Source organism: Arthrobacter sp. AIWTK1, assembly GCF_056680535.1.
Window position 1 is genome coordinate 1018622 of sequence record NZ_CM155287.1, and the last position, 13493, is coordinate 1032114.

Consider the following 13493-nt stretch of genomic DNA (forward strand, 5'->3'; position numbering starts at 1 on the left):
GCGCGAGGGGGCCCGGCCGCGGCACGCCGTCGTAACCAAGTTCGGACACCCGCGCCGATGTAGGCAAGACTGTTTCCGTGAGCAACAAAACCCGGACAGCCCTCGCCGTTGCCGGCCTCAGCCTAGGCACGTCGTTGAACCCGCTGAACTCATCCATGATCGCCGTCGCCCTCGTGGTGCTGCGCGCGGATTTCGGGCTCGACGTCGCCACCGTCACCTGGGTGATCACCTCCTTCTACCTCACCTCTGCGGCGGGCCAGCCGCTGATGGGCCGGCTGGCGGACCGCTTCGGGCCGCGGCGCCTGTTCAGCTTCGGAATGGTCCTCGTCGCGGTTACCTGCGCGCTGGCTCCGTTCGCTCCCAACTTCGCCCTGCTCTGCGTTGCCAGGGCACTCATGGCCCTGGGCACGGCCACCGCGTACCCGAGCGCCGTCGTCATTGTCGGCGCACTGGACCGGACAACGAAGGTGAAGTCCACCCGGCCGCTCGGCCGGATCCAGATGGCCAACACCTCCGCGGCGGCGGTGGGCCCGGTGGTGGGCGGCCTGCTGGTGAGCCTGGTTGGCTGGCAGGCGCTGTTCCTGATCAACGTCCCGTTGTCCCTCGCGGCACTCATCGTTGTCCGGAAGTTCGCGCCGGTGGACGAGGACCGGGAACGCGGCAGCGCCTCGGAGCTGCTGCGCGACTCCGACATTCCCGGCATCCTGGGCTTCGTCGGATCGCTGACCTTGGTCATGATGGCGCTGCTGAACGTCCTGCCGGATGCACGCTGGTGGCTGCTGGCCGGCGGTACAGCGCTGGCCGCCCTTTTCGTCTGGCGTGAATTGAAGTTCAGCCCGCCGTTCCTGGACCTGCGGCTTCTCGGACGGAACCGGCCGCTGCTCCTGGTCTACCTGGGTTTTGCGGTGTTCAACGGCATCTACTATTTCGCCTTCTTTGGCCTGCCCCAACTGCTGCAGGAAGCGGGCGGTTACGATCCCGGCGTCGTGGGTCTCCTCATGCTGCCGCTGGCAGCGATGTCCGTGATCGCGACGCCGTTCGCGGTCCGCGCGATCGACCGCTTCCGGGTGCGGCGGGTCCTGATTGCCGGGGTGCTGTTCCTGGTGGTCGCCGCGGCAGCCATGTGGCTGCTGACCGCCTCCTTCGCCATCCCGCTGGTGCTGGGGCTGACGGCACTGATGGGCATTCCGTGGAGCGTGGTGAGCATCGCGTCCAGCCAGGGCATGTACATCTCCACCCAGCCGCAGGAGCGCGGCGTGGCGGCCGGCATCTTCCAGACCTGCCGGTACCTGGGGGCAATCACGGCAACGGTGATGATCGGCATCTTCTACGGCAGCGGCGTGAACCAGGCCAACTGGGGCCTCATGGTGCTCACCATGCTGGTGCTCGGCGCGGTGGCCTTCGGCGTGACACTGCTGTGGCGCGAACGGAAATGAGCCGTCGGGCGCAGCCCGAAATCACCTGAACAAGCGGCCCCATCAGGCGCGTGAAGGCTCCCAGCTGCACCCCGCTTCCTTGTTTCCACGGCTTATTGACACCCAAAATTGCCGGGAATAACCTCTGGCTTAAGAACGTCTCCTGCCCCGTTGTCGAGTAATCGGGGTCAGCTTGCGGGCCGCTTCTGCACACCCTGCGGGCACACGTTGCGGGCGGCCATGGACCGGGGGATTTCTAACTGGTCTCATTCAAACAAAGGAGCCGAAAATGGCTGAGGGAACTGGACTCCTCAGGCGGTTTTACGAAGAAGTGCTGGTGGGCGGAAATCTCGCCCTGATTGATGAATTTGTGCTGGACGACATTCAGGACCACGTGGAGCCGATGCCCGGGCAGCCGCAGGGAAAGGACGGCGTGAAGTTCTACACCAACGTCATCCGCACGGCGTTCCCCGACCTCAGCGTCACACTGGAGCCGGCGTTCGCAGACGGCAACCTGGAGGCCTCCCACGTGGTGATGTCCGGAACGCACAAGGGGGAGTTCCTGGGTATTCCGGCAAGCGGCAAGAGCGTGGCGTTCAGTAACACGGACATCATCCGGATTGAAGACGGAAAAGTGGCTGAACACTGGGGATCCTCCGACACGCTGAGCCTCATGCAGCAGATCGGGGCAGCGCCCGCCTGACCGGCGCCGCCCCGACGTTACGGCCCCGCCGTGGGTTAATGGCCGACGGCGGGAGTCACCACGTGCGTCGCCGTCCCGTGGCGGTGCCGCACCCTTACGCGCGCGTGGCTACGTCCGCTGCAGGCGCGTCTGAAGCCTTCGCTTCAGCTGCAACAGGCGCAACGTAGCCGGCCTCTTTCGGGCCGGGCGGGTAGGCGTGCCTGCGTCCGGTCACCATAATCACCAGCGCGGCGACGACAGGCACCGCAGCAGCCACCGGCACCATCAGCGGCCCCGCCGTGGTGAGGGCGGCTGCGCCATACAGCGCGCCGATGGTTATTCCCAGCTGGATGGTCAGCACGGTGAGGCCGTTGGCGGCTTCCCGGTACTCCTTACCGGCACGGAGGATGGCGGACTGGTTGTAGATGCCGATCGCGCCGAAGGCTGCTCCCCACACCGCCATGAGCACCAGGGCTCCGGGGACTGTCCTCCCACCCAGGGGAAGGAGGAGGAACGCGGCGGCGATGACCGCCGTCGTCATCAGCAGTGAACGGCGCGGCCGCATGTCCACCGTGATGCCGGCGATCCAGATGCCCACCAGTCCGGAGAACCCCAGGACGGTGAGGGAGAGGGTGATGCTGTAGTCGGGCAGGCCTGCCTCGCGGAGGAACGGCGCGATGAAGGTGAACAGCGCGAAGTGCGCCATGAGCATCAGCGGCCAGGCGATGGCCACCGATTTCACGCCGGGCTGGCCAATAGCCTTCCGCAGTGACGGCCGCGGCGCGTCCGGGAGCCGCCGCACGGCGGGCAGCAGCCACATGGCCAGGCCCGCGAGGATGACGCCGGTTCCCGCCAGCAGGAGGAAGGACGCGCGCCAGCCGATCAGCGCACCGAGCGCGGTTCCCAGCGGGGCGCCGATGGCCAGGCCCAGGCTGTTGCCGCTGAAGACGATGGCCATCGCCTTGCCCACCTTGTGGGCCGGGACAATGCGCGCCACGAAGGGCGCCATGGCGGTCCAGAGCAAGCCGTGGGCAATGCCGCCCACCAGCCTGGCGGCGAGGGCTGCGCCGAAGTCGGACACCAGGCCCACCAAGGCGTTGCTGACGGCGAACGTCAGCACAAGTGCCACCAGCAGTGTGTGCCGGGGGATGCGGGCCAGGAGCATGGCGACCGGGATCACCGTGGCCACGATGATGGCGGCGTACCCGGCGGTGAGATAGCCGGCCACGGGTTCGGACACGTTGAGGCCGGCGCTGATCTGGGGGAGCAGGCCGGAGGGCAACAGTTCGGTGGTGATGGCGGTGAAACCGATCATCGACAACACCAGCAGCGCCCCGAAAGGCATGCGGTCGCGTGCAGAAACGGAGGTCGCGGGAGGCACGGGTGAAGAGTCCTTTTCAGGGAGTGGGGAAGGAACACGGCGCCGGTTGCCGGTGTCCTCCACTCAAATTACCTGACTTATTGGACGTGAGGCAGGGTCTGTCAGAACCACCTTCGCGGGAACGCGCGGACTCCCTTGAAGGCGGCGTGTTCTCTGCGGGTCAGCCGATCCGCTCGGCCTGGTCCTGGAGGACTGACCGCCGGTAGGAGCTGGGCGTGAAACCCAGTGTCCTTTGGAAGTCGTTCGTCAGATGGGCATGATTGGTATAGCCGAGTTCGGCAGCGATCGCCGCGAGGTCTGCCGCCGGGTCCGTCCCGGACCGGTCAGCGGCCTCCTGCAGGCGGCGCCTCCGGATCAGCGCGGACGGGCTCAGGCCGATGTACTTCTTGGCCACCCGTTGCAGGGTTCGCGGCGATACAAACAGCCGCGCCGCAACGTCCTCAAGGCGGGTCACGTCGGTAGAGGTGCCGATAAGGTCCATCATCGCGTTGGCAAGAAGGCCCTCCTCGGAGACCTCCGGACCCTCCGCCACCAGCCAGCCGGTGAACGCCTCAACCGCGCGCTGCCGGCGTTCGTGTGGATCGGTTCCGCCCATCGTCTCCGACACGGAGGCATGAAGGTCCGCGAGCGGCAGCGGCAGTTGGGCATCCCGCAGCCTCCCCGGATCATCCGTGAAACGCGGCACGAGCGCGGGACGCAGGAGGGCCCCCACCGCCCAGCCCCGGCCCGTGAGATCGCGGTGTGACCGGCGGGTCGTTGGTCCGGCGAACTCCACAAGATCCTTCTGGACCACAAGGTTGGACGTCGGGAACGCAATCACGTGCTGGCGTGACGTGCGCCCCGGCTCAATGTCCCATTCGGGGATCCAAAACCACTGCACCAGGTCCGTGATGGACTCAGGTGCGGGCAGCCGGTGAAACGTGGGGAGCCGGGCCGGGTACAGGATTCCCTTGAACGAATCCACCATGGGCGGGCACTCCTATCCGGGCTGTCGCAATTCTCCAAGCCGCCGGGGCGGACCCGCGCGTACCGTGAGAGTCATGACTGATACTACAAGCCCCGAACTGACCGTGGCCGCGGACGGCAAGCACACAACTTCCGGCATCCCGCACGGCTTCACGAGCCTCACGCCGTTCCTTGCGATCACCTCGGCCAAGGAGGCGATCACCTTCTACCAGGACGTTTTCGGTGCGCGCACCGTCAATGTCACCGAGATGGGCGGCATTGTGGTCCACGCCGAACTCGACTTCGGCCAGGGGCGGCTCCAGATTGGTGAGCCCAACCCCGACTATCACCTCGTGTCCGCGCCGGACGGCGAGGACGACTGCTACTCCATCGGCTTCTACTGCGCCGATGCCGGCGCCCTCGTGGCGCGCGCCGAACGGTCCGGGGCCACCGTTCGGGAGCCCCTGTCCACCTTTGTGTCAGGGGACCGGTTCGCCAGCATCCGGGACCCGTACGGTGTGCGATGGTCCATCATGACCCGCGTCGAGGACCTCTCCGAAGAGGAGAGCACGCAGCGCGTCGCCGACTGGGCGGCCAAGCAAGGCTGAACCCACTCAGCCCTGGTTCCGCAGCGGTGAACACTCCGTTTTCCCACAATCCCCGCCAGCAACGGACTTTCCGGCAGCTGTTGTGGGTGCACGGCGGAGAGCCTACGCTGTGCGCACGGCCCCACTCCGGGGACCGCTTCCAGACAGGAAAGACCATGACCAAGTATCTTTTTGAAGCGAATTACGTGGGCGAGGGAATCAAGGGGCTCATGCGCGAAGGCGGTACCAAGCGGCGTGAGGCGCTGGTCCAGGCCCTCGATTCTGTTGGCGGATCGCTCGAGAGTTTCTACTACGCCTTCGGGGACACCGACGTCCTGGGCGTCTTTGATGTTCCGGACCAGGCCGGGGCAGCAGCCCTTTCGCTGATGATCAATTCCACGGGCACCGTCAACGTGCGCCTGAAGCCGCTCATGACGCCGGAAGACATCGACGAAGCAGCCAAGAAGACACCGGCGTACCGGGCGCCCGGGCAGTAACGCGGGACTAGACCGGGAAGCACGACGGCGGCATCCGCTTTGGTGCCGCCGCGCACTTCAGGTGTTCGTCACCTCAGGTGTACATCAGCGAGCCGGGTGTGGTGAGGAGTTCGCCGGTTTCCAGCCAGGTCTTCAGGCCGGAGAGGATCATCGGCCAGCCGCCGAAGAGCTGGTCGTTGGCGCCTTCGCGGAGCTGGTCGTGGGTGACCGTCAGGCGGCAGGAATCGCCCACGGGCTCGATCTCCCAGGTCACTCGGGAGGTGCCTTCGGCCTTGACGTCCTCGCCCCAAAGGGCGCGCATGCTTTGGACGAGCCGGCGCGGCGGGTCCACCTCCAGGTTCTCGCCCTCGCCCAGGAGGTCCCCGGATTTGGGGTTGCCCATCTCGAACCGGGACCCCGGCGTCCAGTCCGAGGTGATGACGGATCCGAACTGATACTTGCTGCGGATCCCGCCGTCCGTGATGGCCTCCCAGAGCTGTTCCGGAGTGGTCTTGATATAGATTTCGAAGATCTTTTCCATGGGACTTTCCAATCTGGTTTTGAGGTCGCTGAGGCCAGCGGCCCATGGTTCGGCATATTTGCTCACCCAGCGGTCGTGGACCAGCCGGATGGGCACCGGATTCAGGAAGTGGAGTTTCTCGCGCCCCCGGCGGCGGGTCACCACCAGGCCGGCGTCCTCCAAGATCCTGAGGTGCTTCATCACGCCGTAGCGCGTCATCTCGAAGCGGGCCTCGAGGGCGTGGAGGGTCTGCCCGTCGTTCCGGAAGAGTTCGTCCAGGAGGTCGCGGCGGGTGGCGTCGGCCAAGGCCTTGAATACGGCGTCCACAACGCCAGAATAGGTGACTGATTGGTCACATGTCTAGGGGAGGCGGGTTAAGGACAAAGACATAAGGGACGGCTACTGACCGCCCTTAAGCTTCCGAGCGCTTCGATGTAGTGGTCCACGCGCGGGTCCCTGGTGTAGTCCATGGCTGTGTTCGTGTCCTCAGCCGGCGGTGACCTGCTCGCGCAAGATCTGCTCGCGCAGGATGTCCGCGTGCCCGCAGTGCTGGGCGAGCTCCCGGAGCATATGCAGGTACACCCAGCGCAGCGGGAGCGGGCCGCGGCGGTTGCCGCGGAGCACGTCGTCGAGCTCCAGGACCGAGGTGGCGCGGAGGGAGGCTTCGCAAGCTTCGCGGTGGGCCTGCTGAACAGTTGCGATGGTGTCCCGGTCATCCAGGATGAATGACTCATCCGGGGTGGCCGGGATGCCGATCTCGGCGCGCGACCGGCAGGTGATGGCCTCGTCGAACCAGACCTTCTCCACGAAGGTGGCATGCTTCACCAGGCCCAGCAGCGTGGTCCGCGACGGCACCAGGGACCGCCGCGCCTGCTCCTCGGTCAGGCCGTCCAGACAGGCGTTAAGCATGCGGCGGTGTTCATTGAGGAAAGCCTCGAACTGGACGCGGGCCGGCTGGTTGATGACGTCTTCGGCGAAGGTGGCGGGGAGGGCAGGCATGTGTGAAGTATTGCAAGGCCGTCAAGGCGGGGCAACGGCACGGCTGCTCTCCCGGCCACTGGGCAGCCCGGCCACCGGGCAGCCCCGCGACGGGGGAGCCCGTCTATTGGACAGTGCGGCTACTGGGCCGAGCGCCGATGGCGCGCCAGGCGCACCAGCTGGCTGAAGGCGAAGACGAAAACGGCCTCGATCAGCACCATCAGTCCGAGCAGCAGCCACTGCCCCTGGGTGATGAACACGACGGCGCCGGTGAGGACCAGCACGGTTCCGAGGAACAGCGCATATACGGCGAACCCGAAGGCCACCTTGGCGCTCCGCACACCGGTGCGGAAGCCAAAGCCCATTGGCTGTCCGCCAGGGAGCCCCTCAACGCGGTCGGGGCCAGCGGGTTGGAGCTTGTCGAACTCTTCCCAGGGGTCCCGGTCCTGATCCTGATCGGTCATAACTCCATTATCCCGCGCATCCTGCCGCCCTATCCGCCAGCGCCGCTTCCATGCAAGCATGGGCCTCACCGAAACAGTGAGGGGACCTGATGAAATCCAATGAACTGCTGCTGGACGCCTTCGGCCGGATCCGCGAGACCGTGGAAGCAACCCTTGACGGGACGGACGACGCCGGCCTGGCCCGCCGTCCGGCGGGCACCGGAAACTCGATCGCCTGGCTGATCTGGCACCTTGGCCGGGTGGAAGACGCGCAGGTGGCCTCCGCGGCGGGCCTGGAACAGGTCTGGACCTCGCAGGGGTTTATGGGCCGCTTCAATCTGCCGCTTCGCGAGCATGACACCGCGTACGGCCATTCCAGCAAGCAGGTCGATTCGGTGAAGGCGCCGGCGGAGTTGCTGCTCGAATACTACGACGCCGTCCACCGGCAGACAGCGGATTTCCTGCAGACCCTCGGCGACGAGGACTTCGACCGCGTGGTGGACACCCGCTGGGACCCGCCGGTCACGCTCGGGGTGAGGCTGGTCAGCACCATCGCCGACTGCCTCCAGCACGTAGGTCAGGCAGCCTACGCGAAGGGCCTGAAACACTGACGGCTAGTGCTGAGGCCCAGGCCTTCCACCACTAGCCAGCCTCAAGAGAAAGAACCTGCCATGTGCCGACTATTCGGGCTGCACGCTGGTTCCCGGCCGGTCCGAGCCACGTTCTGGCTCCTGGACGCCCCGGACAGCCTCGCTGACCAGAGCCGGCGCGAGCCCGACGGCGCCGGCATAGGGACGTTCGACGCCGACGGCATGCCCCGCGTGGCCAAACAGCCGCTTGCCGCGTGGGAGGACCACGCTTTCGCCCGTGAGGCGCGGGACCTGCAGAGCACCACGTTCCTGGCCCACGTGCGGTATGCCAGCACGGGCGCACATACGCTGGCCAACACCCACCCGTTCGAGCAGGACGGGCGGCTGTTTGCCCATAACGGGGCCTTCGGTGATCTCGCTATGCTCGATCAGCGCTTGGGCGAGCTTGGCGTCGCGGACCTCGTGCTGGGCCAGACGGACAGCGAACGCCTGTTCGCGCTCATCACGGCCGAGAGCCGCAGGGCCGGAGGCGACGTCGGAGAAGGCATCACCGCTGCGATCAAGTGGGTCGCTGCGGAACTGCCGGTCTTCAGCCTGAACCTCATCGTGAGCACGGCTACGGACCTGTGGGCGCTCAGGTACCCGGCGGCGCACGAGTTGTACATTCTTCAGCGGGACCCTGCCGCTGCTCCGGCTCCGGCGGCCCCTCTGGACGCGCGGAGTAACCGGATCCGCTCCCGCAGCACGGAACTTGCCTATAACCCGCATGTCCTCTTCGCTACCGAACCGATGGACCATAACCCGGCCTGGCGTCCCATGGCATCCGGCGAACTGGTGCACGTCGATCCGTTCCTGGCGGTGACTGCCACTTTCCCCTTCCCGGACGCCCCCGCGCATCCGCTCACTCTCGCGGATCTCGAACCTCACGCGGCGGCGTCCCAGAAACCTTGACCACTGATCCGCCGAACCGCGCCTGGTCCGGGACTAACCCCGGCCGCCCGCCAACGCCTGCAGTTTCTCGAACGAATCAGTCCAGCCGCCGCGGTGCAGTTCCAGCCGTTCCTCCGTGAGGAACGGTCCCTGCGAGAGTGCCAGGCGCGTGCCGTCGTCGGCCGTTTGGAGTGAAAGGTCGACGACGGTGTCCCGGTCATCCGGCGTCGGTTCCTCCCAGCGGAAGGTGTACACGAGGCGAAAGGGAGGATCGATCTCGAGGAACTCTCCGGAGAGGTGGAACGGCTCGCCTTCCGGCGGCGCCATGCGGAACCGGTAGCGGCCGCCCTCAGCGAGGTTCAGTTCGGCTGACGGAATGGTGAAGCCGTGCGGGCCCCACCAGTTCACCAGTTCGGATGGCTCGGTCAGCATCCGGAAGATTTCCTCCGGGGGAGCAGGGAGCGTGCACTCCAGGTTCAGGACCAGTCCGGCGGTTTCCGCGTTCATCGTCCAACTCTGGCATCCCGCGGACACGGAAGAAAGACGCCAGCGAAAGAAGCGGACGCCGGCGGAAGACGCGGGCCTACTGGTTGTGCCTGGCCCACAACTGCAGCCACAGGAGAAGGCGCGTTTCGGGATCATCCAGAGCGATGCCGAAGAGGGCCTCCACCCGGGACAGGCGGTAGCGGACGGTGTTAACGTGCACGTCCAGTGCCTTGGCGGCCTCGATCGCGTTGCCGCCGCAGCCCAGGTAGGCATAGATGGTCTCTTCGAAGGACTTCTTATGGGTTTCGTCGTACTCAGTGATCCTGAGGGCGTGGCTCCCGGGGAGGTGGCCGGACGCCGTCAGGGACGAGGCGATCTGGCGCAGCTGCAGCCGCGAGCCCAGGGACTCGTCGTCCGCCACCACGTCATCCGAGCCGGCAGCTATGCGGCCCTCGACGACGTTGCGGACCAGTTCGGACAGGACCAGTTCCGCGTTAACCCTGGACTCGGTGAGCCGATCGATGGGGGCCGCCGTACCCAGCGCGGCGAGGACCGGGCGTGAAAGCAGCCGCCGCGCGTTCTGGACAATTTTGAGCAGCGCGCCGCGTTGAAAGGGCAGGGACGAGTCAGTGCTCTGCGGCAGGACGATGTACACGATGCCGTCCGCGAGCCCGCAGACTGCTGAGGGCAGCCGGATGGCGCAGGCGGTCCGGATGGTGTCGAACAGCCGAAGGCGTGACTGCAGCGTTTCGGCCGCTATGGCGTCCGCCGGCCAGACGCTGAGCGCGGCCACCCGGATGGAAGCTGCCGAAATGCCCAGCCGGATAGCGGCCAGTTCGGCGCGCTCCGGCTCGAACAGCAGCGGCTGGACCAGGTCCATCTGGCGGGTGAGGTTGGAGACATACGTGGTGCGCTTGTGCAGGATATGGAGCGCGGCAACATTGGCGGCTTCCCGCAGGATCCGGTCCGCGTCCTCGTTGTGGTGTTCGGCGCGTTCCAGGAGCCAGAGCGATCCCAGCACGGCGCCGCCGGCCCTGATGGCGATGGCCGTACGCCGGAGCCGGGGGTCCTCGGTCGCCACATCCAGCGCGTCGCTGGCGGCATGGACGCGCCGGTAGTCCTTGTCGGTCTGCACGGAATGCGGCACGTGCAGGCGAAGGATGGAGCTTCGCCGCGTCTCGTCGATGGGCTGGTCCGGGAGGGTGGAATAGGCCAGGATCGTCTGGTCCGGATCGGCGATCGCAATGGCACCGCCGGCCTGGGCCGCCACGGTGTTGGCCAGGTCGAACAGGTCCCCGGGGCGGATGTCCACCAGGGTGCGGCCTGACTGCCGGTGCGGGACGACGGCGGCGTCCATGATCTCCGCCAGCTGGTTCCACGGCACCGAGTCGGACGCGCGGAAGAGGGCCATCCCCGTTTCCCTGGCGGCTGCCCGGAGGGCGGCATCCGGCTTCCCGTTGGTCTTGTAGACGATGGCCACGTAGCCGGCGTCGCGGAGTTCCTGGACCTTGCCCCGCAGCCGCTTGCCGGACAGCGACAGGCCGATGGCCAGGGCAACAGCGCCGGGGAACCTGGCTGGCGCGGCCGTCGAGTCGTACAGCACCGAGCCCGCGATGACCTGATGGTCATCGGCCGGCATCTCCACGACGCTGACGATTTCCGATCCGGCCGAGAGCGCCACGTCCGCGAGTGTGGGCTGGGATTGGTTCTGCGCTCCGGGGAACACCCCTGCACCGTGACCAGGCATAACGGAGCTACTGACCGTATTGGCGGCGTCGGGGACTATGACGCACGTTGCTGGACACGGGCGGGCCGGAGCACGGTGGCCGTCAGCCAGGTGACGGCGCTGCACACCCCGGCACCCCAGGCGATGTCAGTCACGGCCACCAGGACGGGGAAGTCCTTCAGCACGGCGAGCGCGGTCAGGGCCCAGGTTGCATAGGTGAAGAAGCCGAACAGGGCGGCGCCGGTCACCCGTTGCCGCATGGTGGCGTCGGCGTCGTTGGGCCGGATACCGTAGTGCACGATCCCCACGACATAGATCAGGTAGAATACGACGGCGCCAGCGACGTTCACGCTGGGCGCGAGCAGGTCCCCGATCTGGCTTTCGTACTGCCTGTTCGCCACGGTGATGATCCAGGCAATGTCGATGACGGCGAACACGACGGCGGCCGCCGCGTAGGCGAGCAGCCATCTTTTGACTCGAACGTTCATGCTTGGCTCCTTGGCTGGGCGTAGAGGGTTTCGACGATGTGCCGGGTGCGTTCGGCAAAGGCCGGGCGCTTGAGCTTCATGGTGGGCGTCACTATACCGTTGGCCTCACTGAGGTCGGTGAGAAGCAGCACGAAGCGGCGCACCTGCTCGGACTGCGCGATCTTCGCGTTCGCGGCACTGACAGCGTTGCCGATCGCGGCGAGGAGCCGCGCGTCGTCGACCTGGACCGCGCCGCCGTCGTCCGGGATCCGCAAGCGGGCCAGGTCCGCTATGCCCTTGCGCGCTGCCCAGGCCGCGACGGATTCCGGATCCAGCAGCACGAGTCCGCCGAGGTACGGTTTGCCCTCTCAGCCTCAGGCCCGGCCCGGCCTTGGCCCCCGGGTCGGCGTCGCGGGCTTCGGCGAACCGTCCCCACGCCACCGCGGTGCGCTGCGCCGAAGACCACACCCGTCCCAGATGCTTCTTCGCCGCGGCGCCCGCAGCGGACGCCTGGATCTTCTGCAGAACGCGGGGAACCACCACCAGGAACGTGGGCCGCAGGACGCCCAGGGCGGGAACGACATCCCGGGGATCGGACAGGTGCGCGATGCGCATGCCGTTGGCCAGGCAGATCAGCTGCAGTCCGCGGGCCAGCACATGGGACATCGGCAGGAAGATGATGGTGTTGCCGCCTTCACGGACCACTTCGGTGTAGGCGGCCGCCACGTTGAGCACCTGCCCCACGAAATTGCCGTGGGTGATGAGGGCACCTTTCGGTGCGGCGGTGCTGCCGGAGGTGTAGACGATGGTGGCCACCGAGTCGAGGTCTGCCAGCAGGCGCCGCTCCTCGACGGCGGCATCGGAAATTCCGGCACCCCGGGCCACGAGCTCAGCCAGGTCCGCGCCCGGGCGGGCGTCCATCGTCCAGACACCCAGGCCCGGTCTTTCGGCTTGCTCCAATCCGTGCTCCAGCAGGGCCGTGTGCCCAGCGGTGCCGGCAATCGCGAGGCGCACTCCTGCGTCGCCGAGGATGGCGGTCACCTGGGGAGCTGCCGACGTCTCGTAGATGGGGACGACGACGGCGCCGGCGAACCAGGCTGCCATGTCGGCCAGCGCCCACTCGTACCGGGTGGGGGACATGATGGCCAGCGATTCGCCGGGCTGGAGTCCGACGGCGATGAGGCCCTTGGCGAGGGCCCGCACCTCCTCCACGAACTGCCGGGTGGTCACCCGCCGCCACGGTTCCGTGATCGCGGCTTCGGCGGCGCGTACCTCGAAGGCGACGTGGTCGGGGGAAGTCCGGAACCGCTGCATGAGCAGCCCGGTCGCGTTTCGGTGAACGGACGGCTCAACCAGCAGCGGGGTGGTGAACTCTCTCATTGGCTGTCTCTCTCGGAAAGTGCGCGGAGGTGGTCACGCATCAGGTGCTGGGCGACGTCGAGGAAATCCGCCACGGCGCTCTGCTGTGCGGCCGGCAGGGCCTGAAGGTGCCGGTCCGTGGCAGTCATCAGGGGCCGCATGAGGTCCATGATTCCTGTGGAGTATTCCGGTGTGGTGCTCACTCGGACCTGGCGACGGTCGTCGGCGCCGCGGTGCCGGGCCATGTAGCCCCGGCTCTCCAGCCGGTTCACGATGGCAGTGGTGGTGGCGGGCGTTGTTCCGAGGTCCTCCGCGAGCCTGCCCACGGTCACCGGTCCCGATCGCTCCAATGCCGACAATGCGCGGAAGTCAGTGAGGTTGATGCCCATACCCCGTGCGATCTCGCGCTCAGTTTCGTTGGCGAGGGCGAACAGGGTTTGCAGCGCCACCGCGGCCGGGTGATAGGTCGGTGCACTTGGGCCCTCACCTGCTTGCATTTGCATGTATC

At 66.9% G+C, this 13493-nt stretch carries 17 protein-coding genes; 6 read left to right on the plus strand and 11 right to left on the minus strand.

Going from position 1 to position 13493, the window contains the following annotated elements; genetic code table 11:
• The first annotated feature begins 77 nt into the window (after positions 1-77).
• Both AC1MDG_RS04790 and AC1MDG_RS04795 read left to right on the plus strand, forming a co-directional pair.
• Positions 78-1436, plus strand: a complete 1359-nt coding sequence (locus tag AC1MDG_RS04790; protein WP_479807882.1) for an MFS transporter — start codon at positions 78-80, stop codon at positions 1434-1436.
• Positions 1437-1704: 268 nt separating this feature from the next.
• Positions 1705-2118, plus strand: coding sequence for an ester cyclase (locus AC1MDG_RS04795; RefSeq protein ID WP_479807883.1), 414 nt, complete (start codon positions 1705-1707; stop codon positions 2116-2118).
• 94 nt (positions 2119-2212) lie between these two features.
• Here the strand turns inward: AC1MDG_RS04795 and AC1MDG_RS04800 are convergent, their stop codons facing one another.
• Positions 2213-3478, minus strand: coding sequence for an MFS transporter (locus AC1MDG_RS04800; protein WP_479807884.1), 1266 nt, complete (start codon positions 3476-3478; stop codon positions 2213-2215).
• 160 nt (positions 3479-3638) lie between these two features.
• Positions 3639-4445, minus strand: coding sequence for a helix-turn-helix transcriptional regulator (locus AC1MDG_RS04805; RefSeq protein WP_479807885.1), 807 nt, complete (start codon positions 4443-4445; stop codon positions 3639-3641).
• A gap of 73 nt (positions 4446-4518) precedes the next feature.
• Between AC1MDG_RS04805 and AC1MDG_RS04810 the strand changes: the two genes are divergently transcribed.
• Both AC1MDG_RS04810 and AC1MDG_RS04815 read left to right on the plus strand, forming a co-directional pair.
• On the plus strand, positions 4519-5031 hold the full coding sequence (locus AC1MDG_RS04810; RefSeq protein WP_479807886.1) for a VOC family protein: 513 nt from the start codon (positions 4519-4521) through the stop codon (positions 5029-5031).
• A gap of 155 nt (positions 5032-5186) precedes the next feature.
• Positions 5187-5507: a GYD domain-containing protein gene (locus AC1MDG_RS04815; protein WP_479807887.1), complete on the plus strand. Its 321-nt coding sequence runs from the start codon at positions 5187-5189 to the stop codon at positions 5505-5507.
• Between the two features lie 73 nt (positions 5508-5580).
• Here AC1MDG_RS04815 and AC1MDG_RS04820 read toward each other — a convergent pair whose 3' ends face one another.
• From AC1MDG_RS04820 to AC1MDG_RS04830, 3 genes are all read right to left on the minus strand, one after another.
• Complete coding sequence (locus AC1MDG_RS04820; protein WP_479807888.1) at positions 5581-6333, minus strand: ArsR/SmtB family transcription factor; 753 nt, start codon at positions 6331-6333, stop codon at positions 5581-5583.
• Positions 6334-6492: 159 nt separating this feature from the next.
• The gene (locus tag AC1MDG_RS04825; protein WP_479807889.1) at positions 6493-7005 is read right to left on the minus strand and encodes a DinB family protein; all 513 of its coding nucleotides are present in this window, start codon (positions 7003-7005) and stop codon (positions 6493-6495) included.
• A 119-nt stretch (positions 7006-7124) separates the two neighbouring features.
• Positions 7125-7448, minus strand: a complete 324-nt coding sequence (locus tag AC1MDG_RS04830) for a hypothetical protein (protein WP_479807890.1) — start codon at positions 7446-7448, stop codon at positions 7125-7127.
• 89 nt (positions 7449-7537) lie between these two features.
• On the opposite strand from AC1MDG_RS04830, the gene AC1MDG_RS04835 reads away from it, so the two are divergent.
• Both AC1MDG_RS04835 and AC1MDG_RS04840 read left to right on the plus strand, forming a co-directional pair.
• Positions 7538-8038, plus strand: a complete 501-nt coding sequence (locus AC1MDG_RS04835) for a mycothiol transferase (protein ID WP_479807891.1) — start codon at positions 7538-7540, stop codon at positions 8036-8038.
• A gap of 60 nt (positions 8039-8098) precedes the next feature.
• On the plus strand, positions 8099-8968 hold the full coding sequence (locus AC1MDG_RS04840) for a class II glutamine amidotransferase (protein WP_479807892.1): 870 nt from the start codon (positions 8099-8101) through the stop codon (positions 8966-8968).
• A 33-nt stretch (positions 8969-9001) separates the two neighbouring features.
• On the opposite strand, the gene AC1MDG_RS04845 is transcribed toward AC1MDG_RS04840, so the two are convergent.
• From AC1MDG_RS04845 to AC1MDG_RS04870, 6 genes are all read right to left on the minus strand, one after another.
• On the minus strand, positions 9002-9454 hold the full coding sequence (locus tag AC1MDG_RS04845) for an SRPBCC family protein (protein ID WP_479807893.1): 453 nt from the start codon (positions 9452-9454) through the stop codon (positions 9002-9004).
• Between the two features lie 76 nt (positions 9455-9530).
• Positions 9531-11180, minus strand: a complete 1650-nt coding sequence (locus AC1MDG_RS04850) for a PucR family transcriptional regulator (protein ID WP_479807894.1) — start codon at positions 11178-11180, stop codon at positions 9531-9533.
• Positions 11181-11215: 35 nt separating this feature from the next.
• Entirely contained in the window at positions 11216-11647 is a 432-nt protein-coding gene (locus AC1MDG_RS04855; RefSeq protein ID WP_479807895.1) for a DUF2177 family protein, read from the minus strand.
• Complete coding sequence (locus tag AC1MDG_RS04860) at positions 11644-11778, minus strand: hypothetical protein (protein ID WP_479807896.1); 135 nt, start codon at positions 11776-11778, stop codon at positions 11644-11646. Before AC1MDG_RS04860 ends, AC1MDG_RS04855 begins: the two co-directional genes overlap by 4 nt.
• Positions 11753-13006 (minus strand): AMP-binding protein, encoded by a 1254-nt coding sequence (locus AC1MDG_RS04865; RefSeq protein WP_479807897.1) that lies wholly within the window; start codon positions 13004-13006, stop codon positions 11753-11755. The genes AC1MDG_RS04860 and AC1MDG_RS04865 overlap by 26 nt, the downstream gene beginning before the upstream one ends.
• Positions 13003-13488 carry a MarR family winged helix-turn-helix transcriptional regulator gene (locus tag AC1MDG_RS04870; protein ID WP_479807898.1) on the minus strand — a complete coding sequence of 162 codons (486 nt, stop codon included), beginning with the start codon at positions 13486-13488 and terminating at the stop codon, positions 13003-13005. Before AC1MDG_RS04870 ends, AC1MDG_RS04865 begins: the two co-directional genes overlap by 4 nt.
• Positions 13489-13493: the final 5 nt, after the last annotated feature.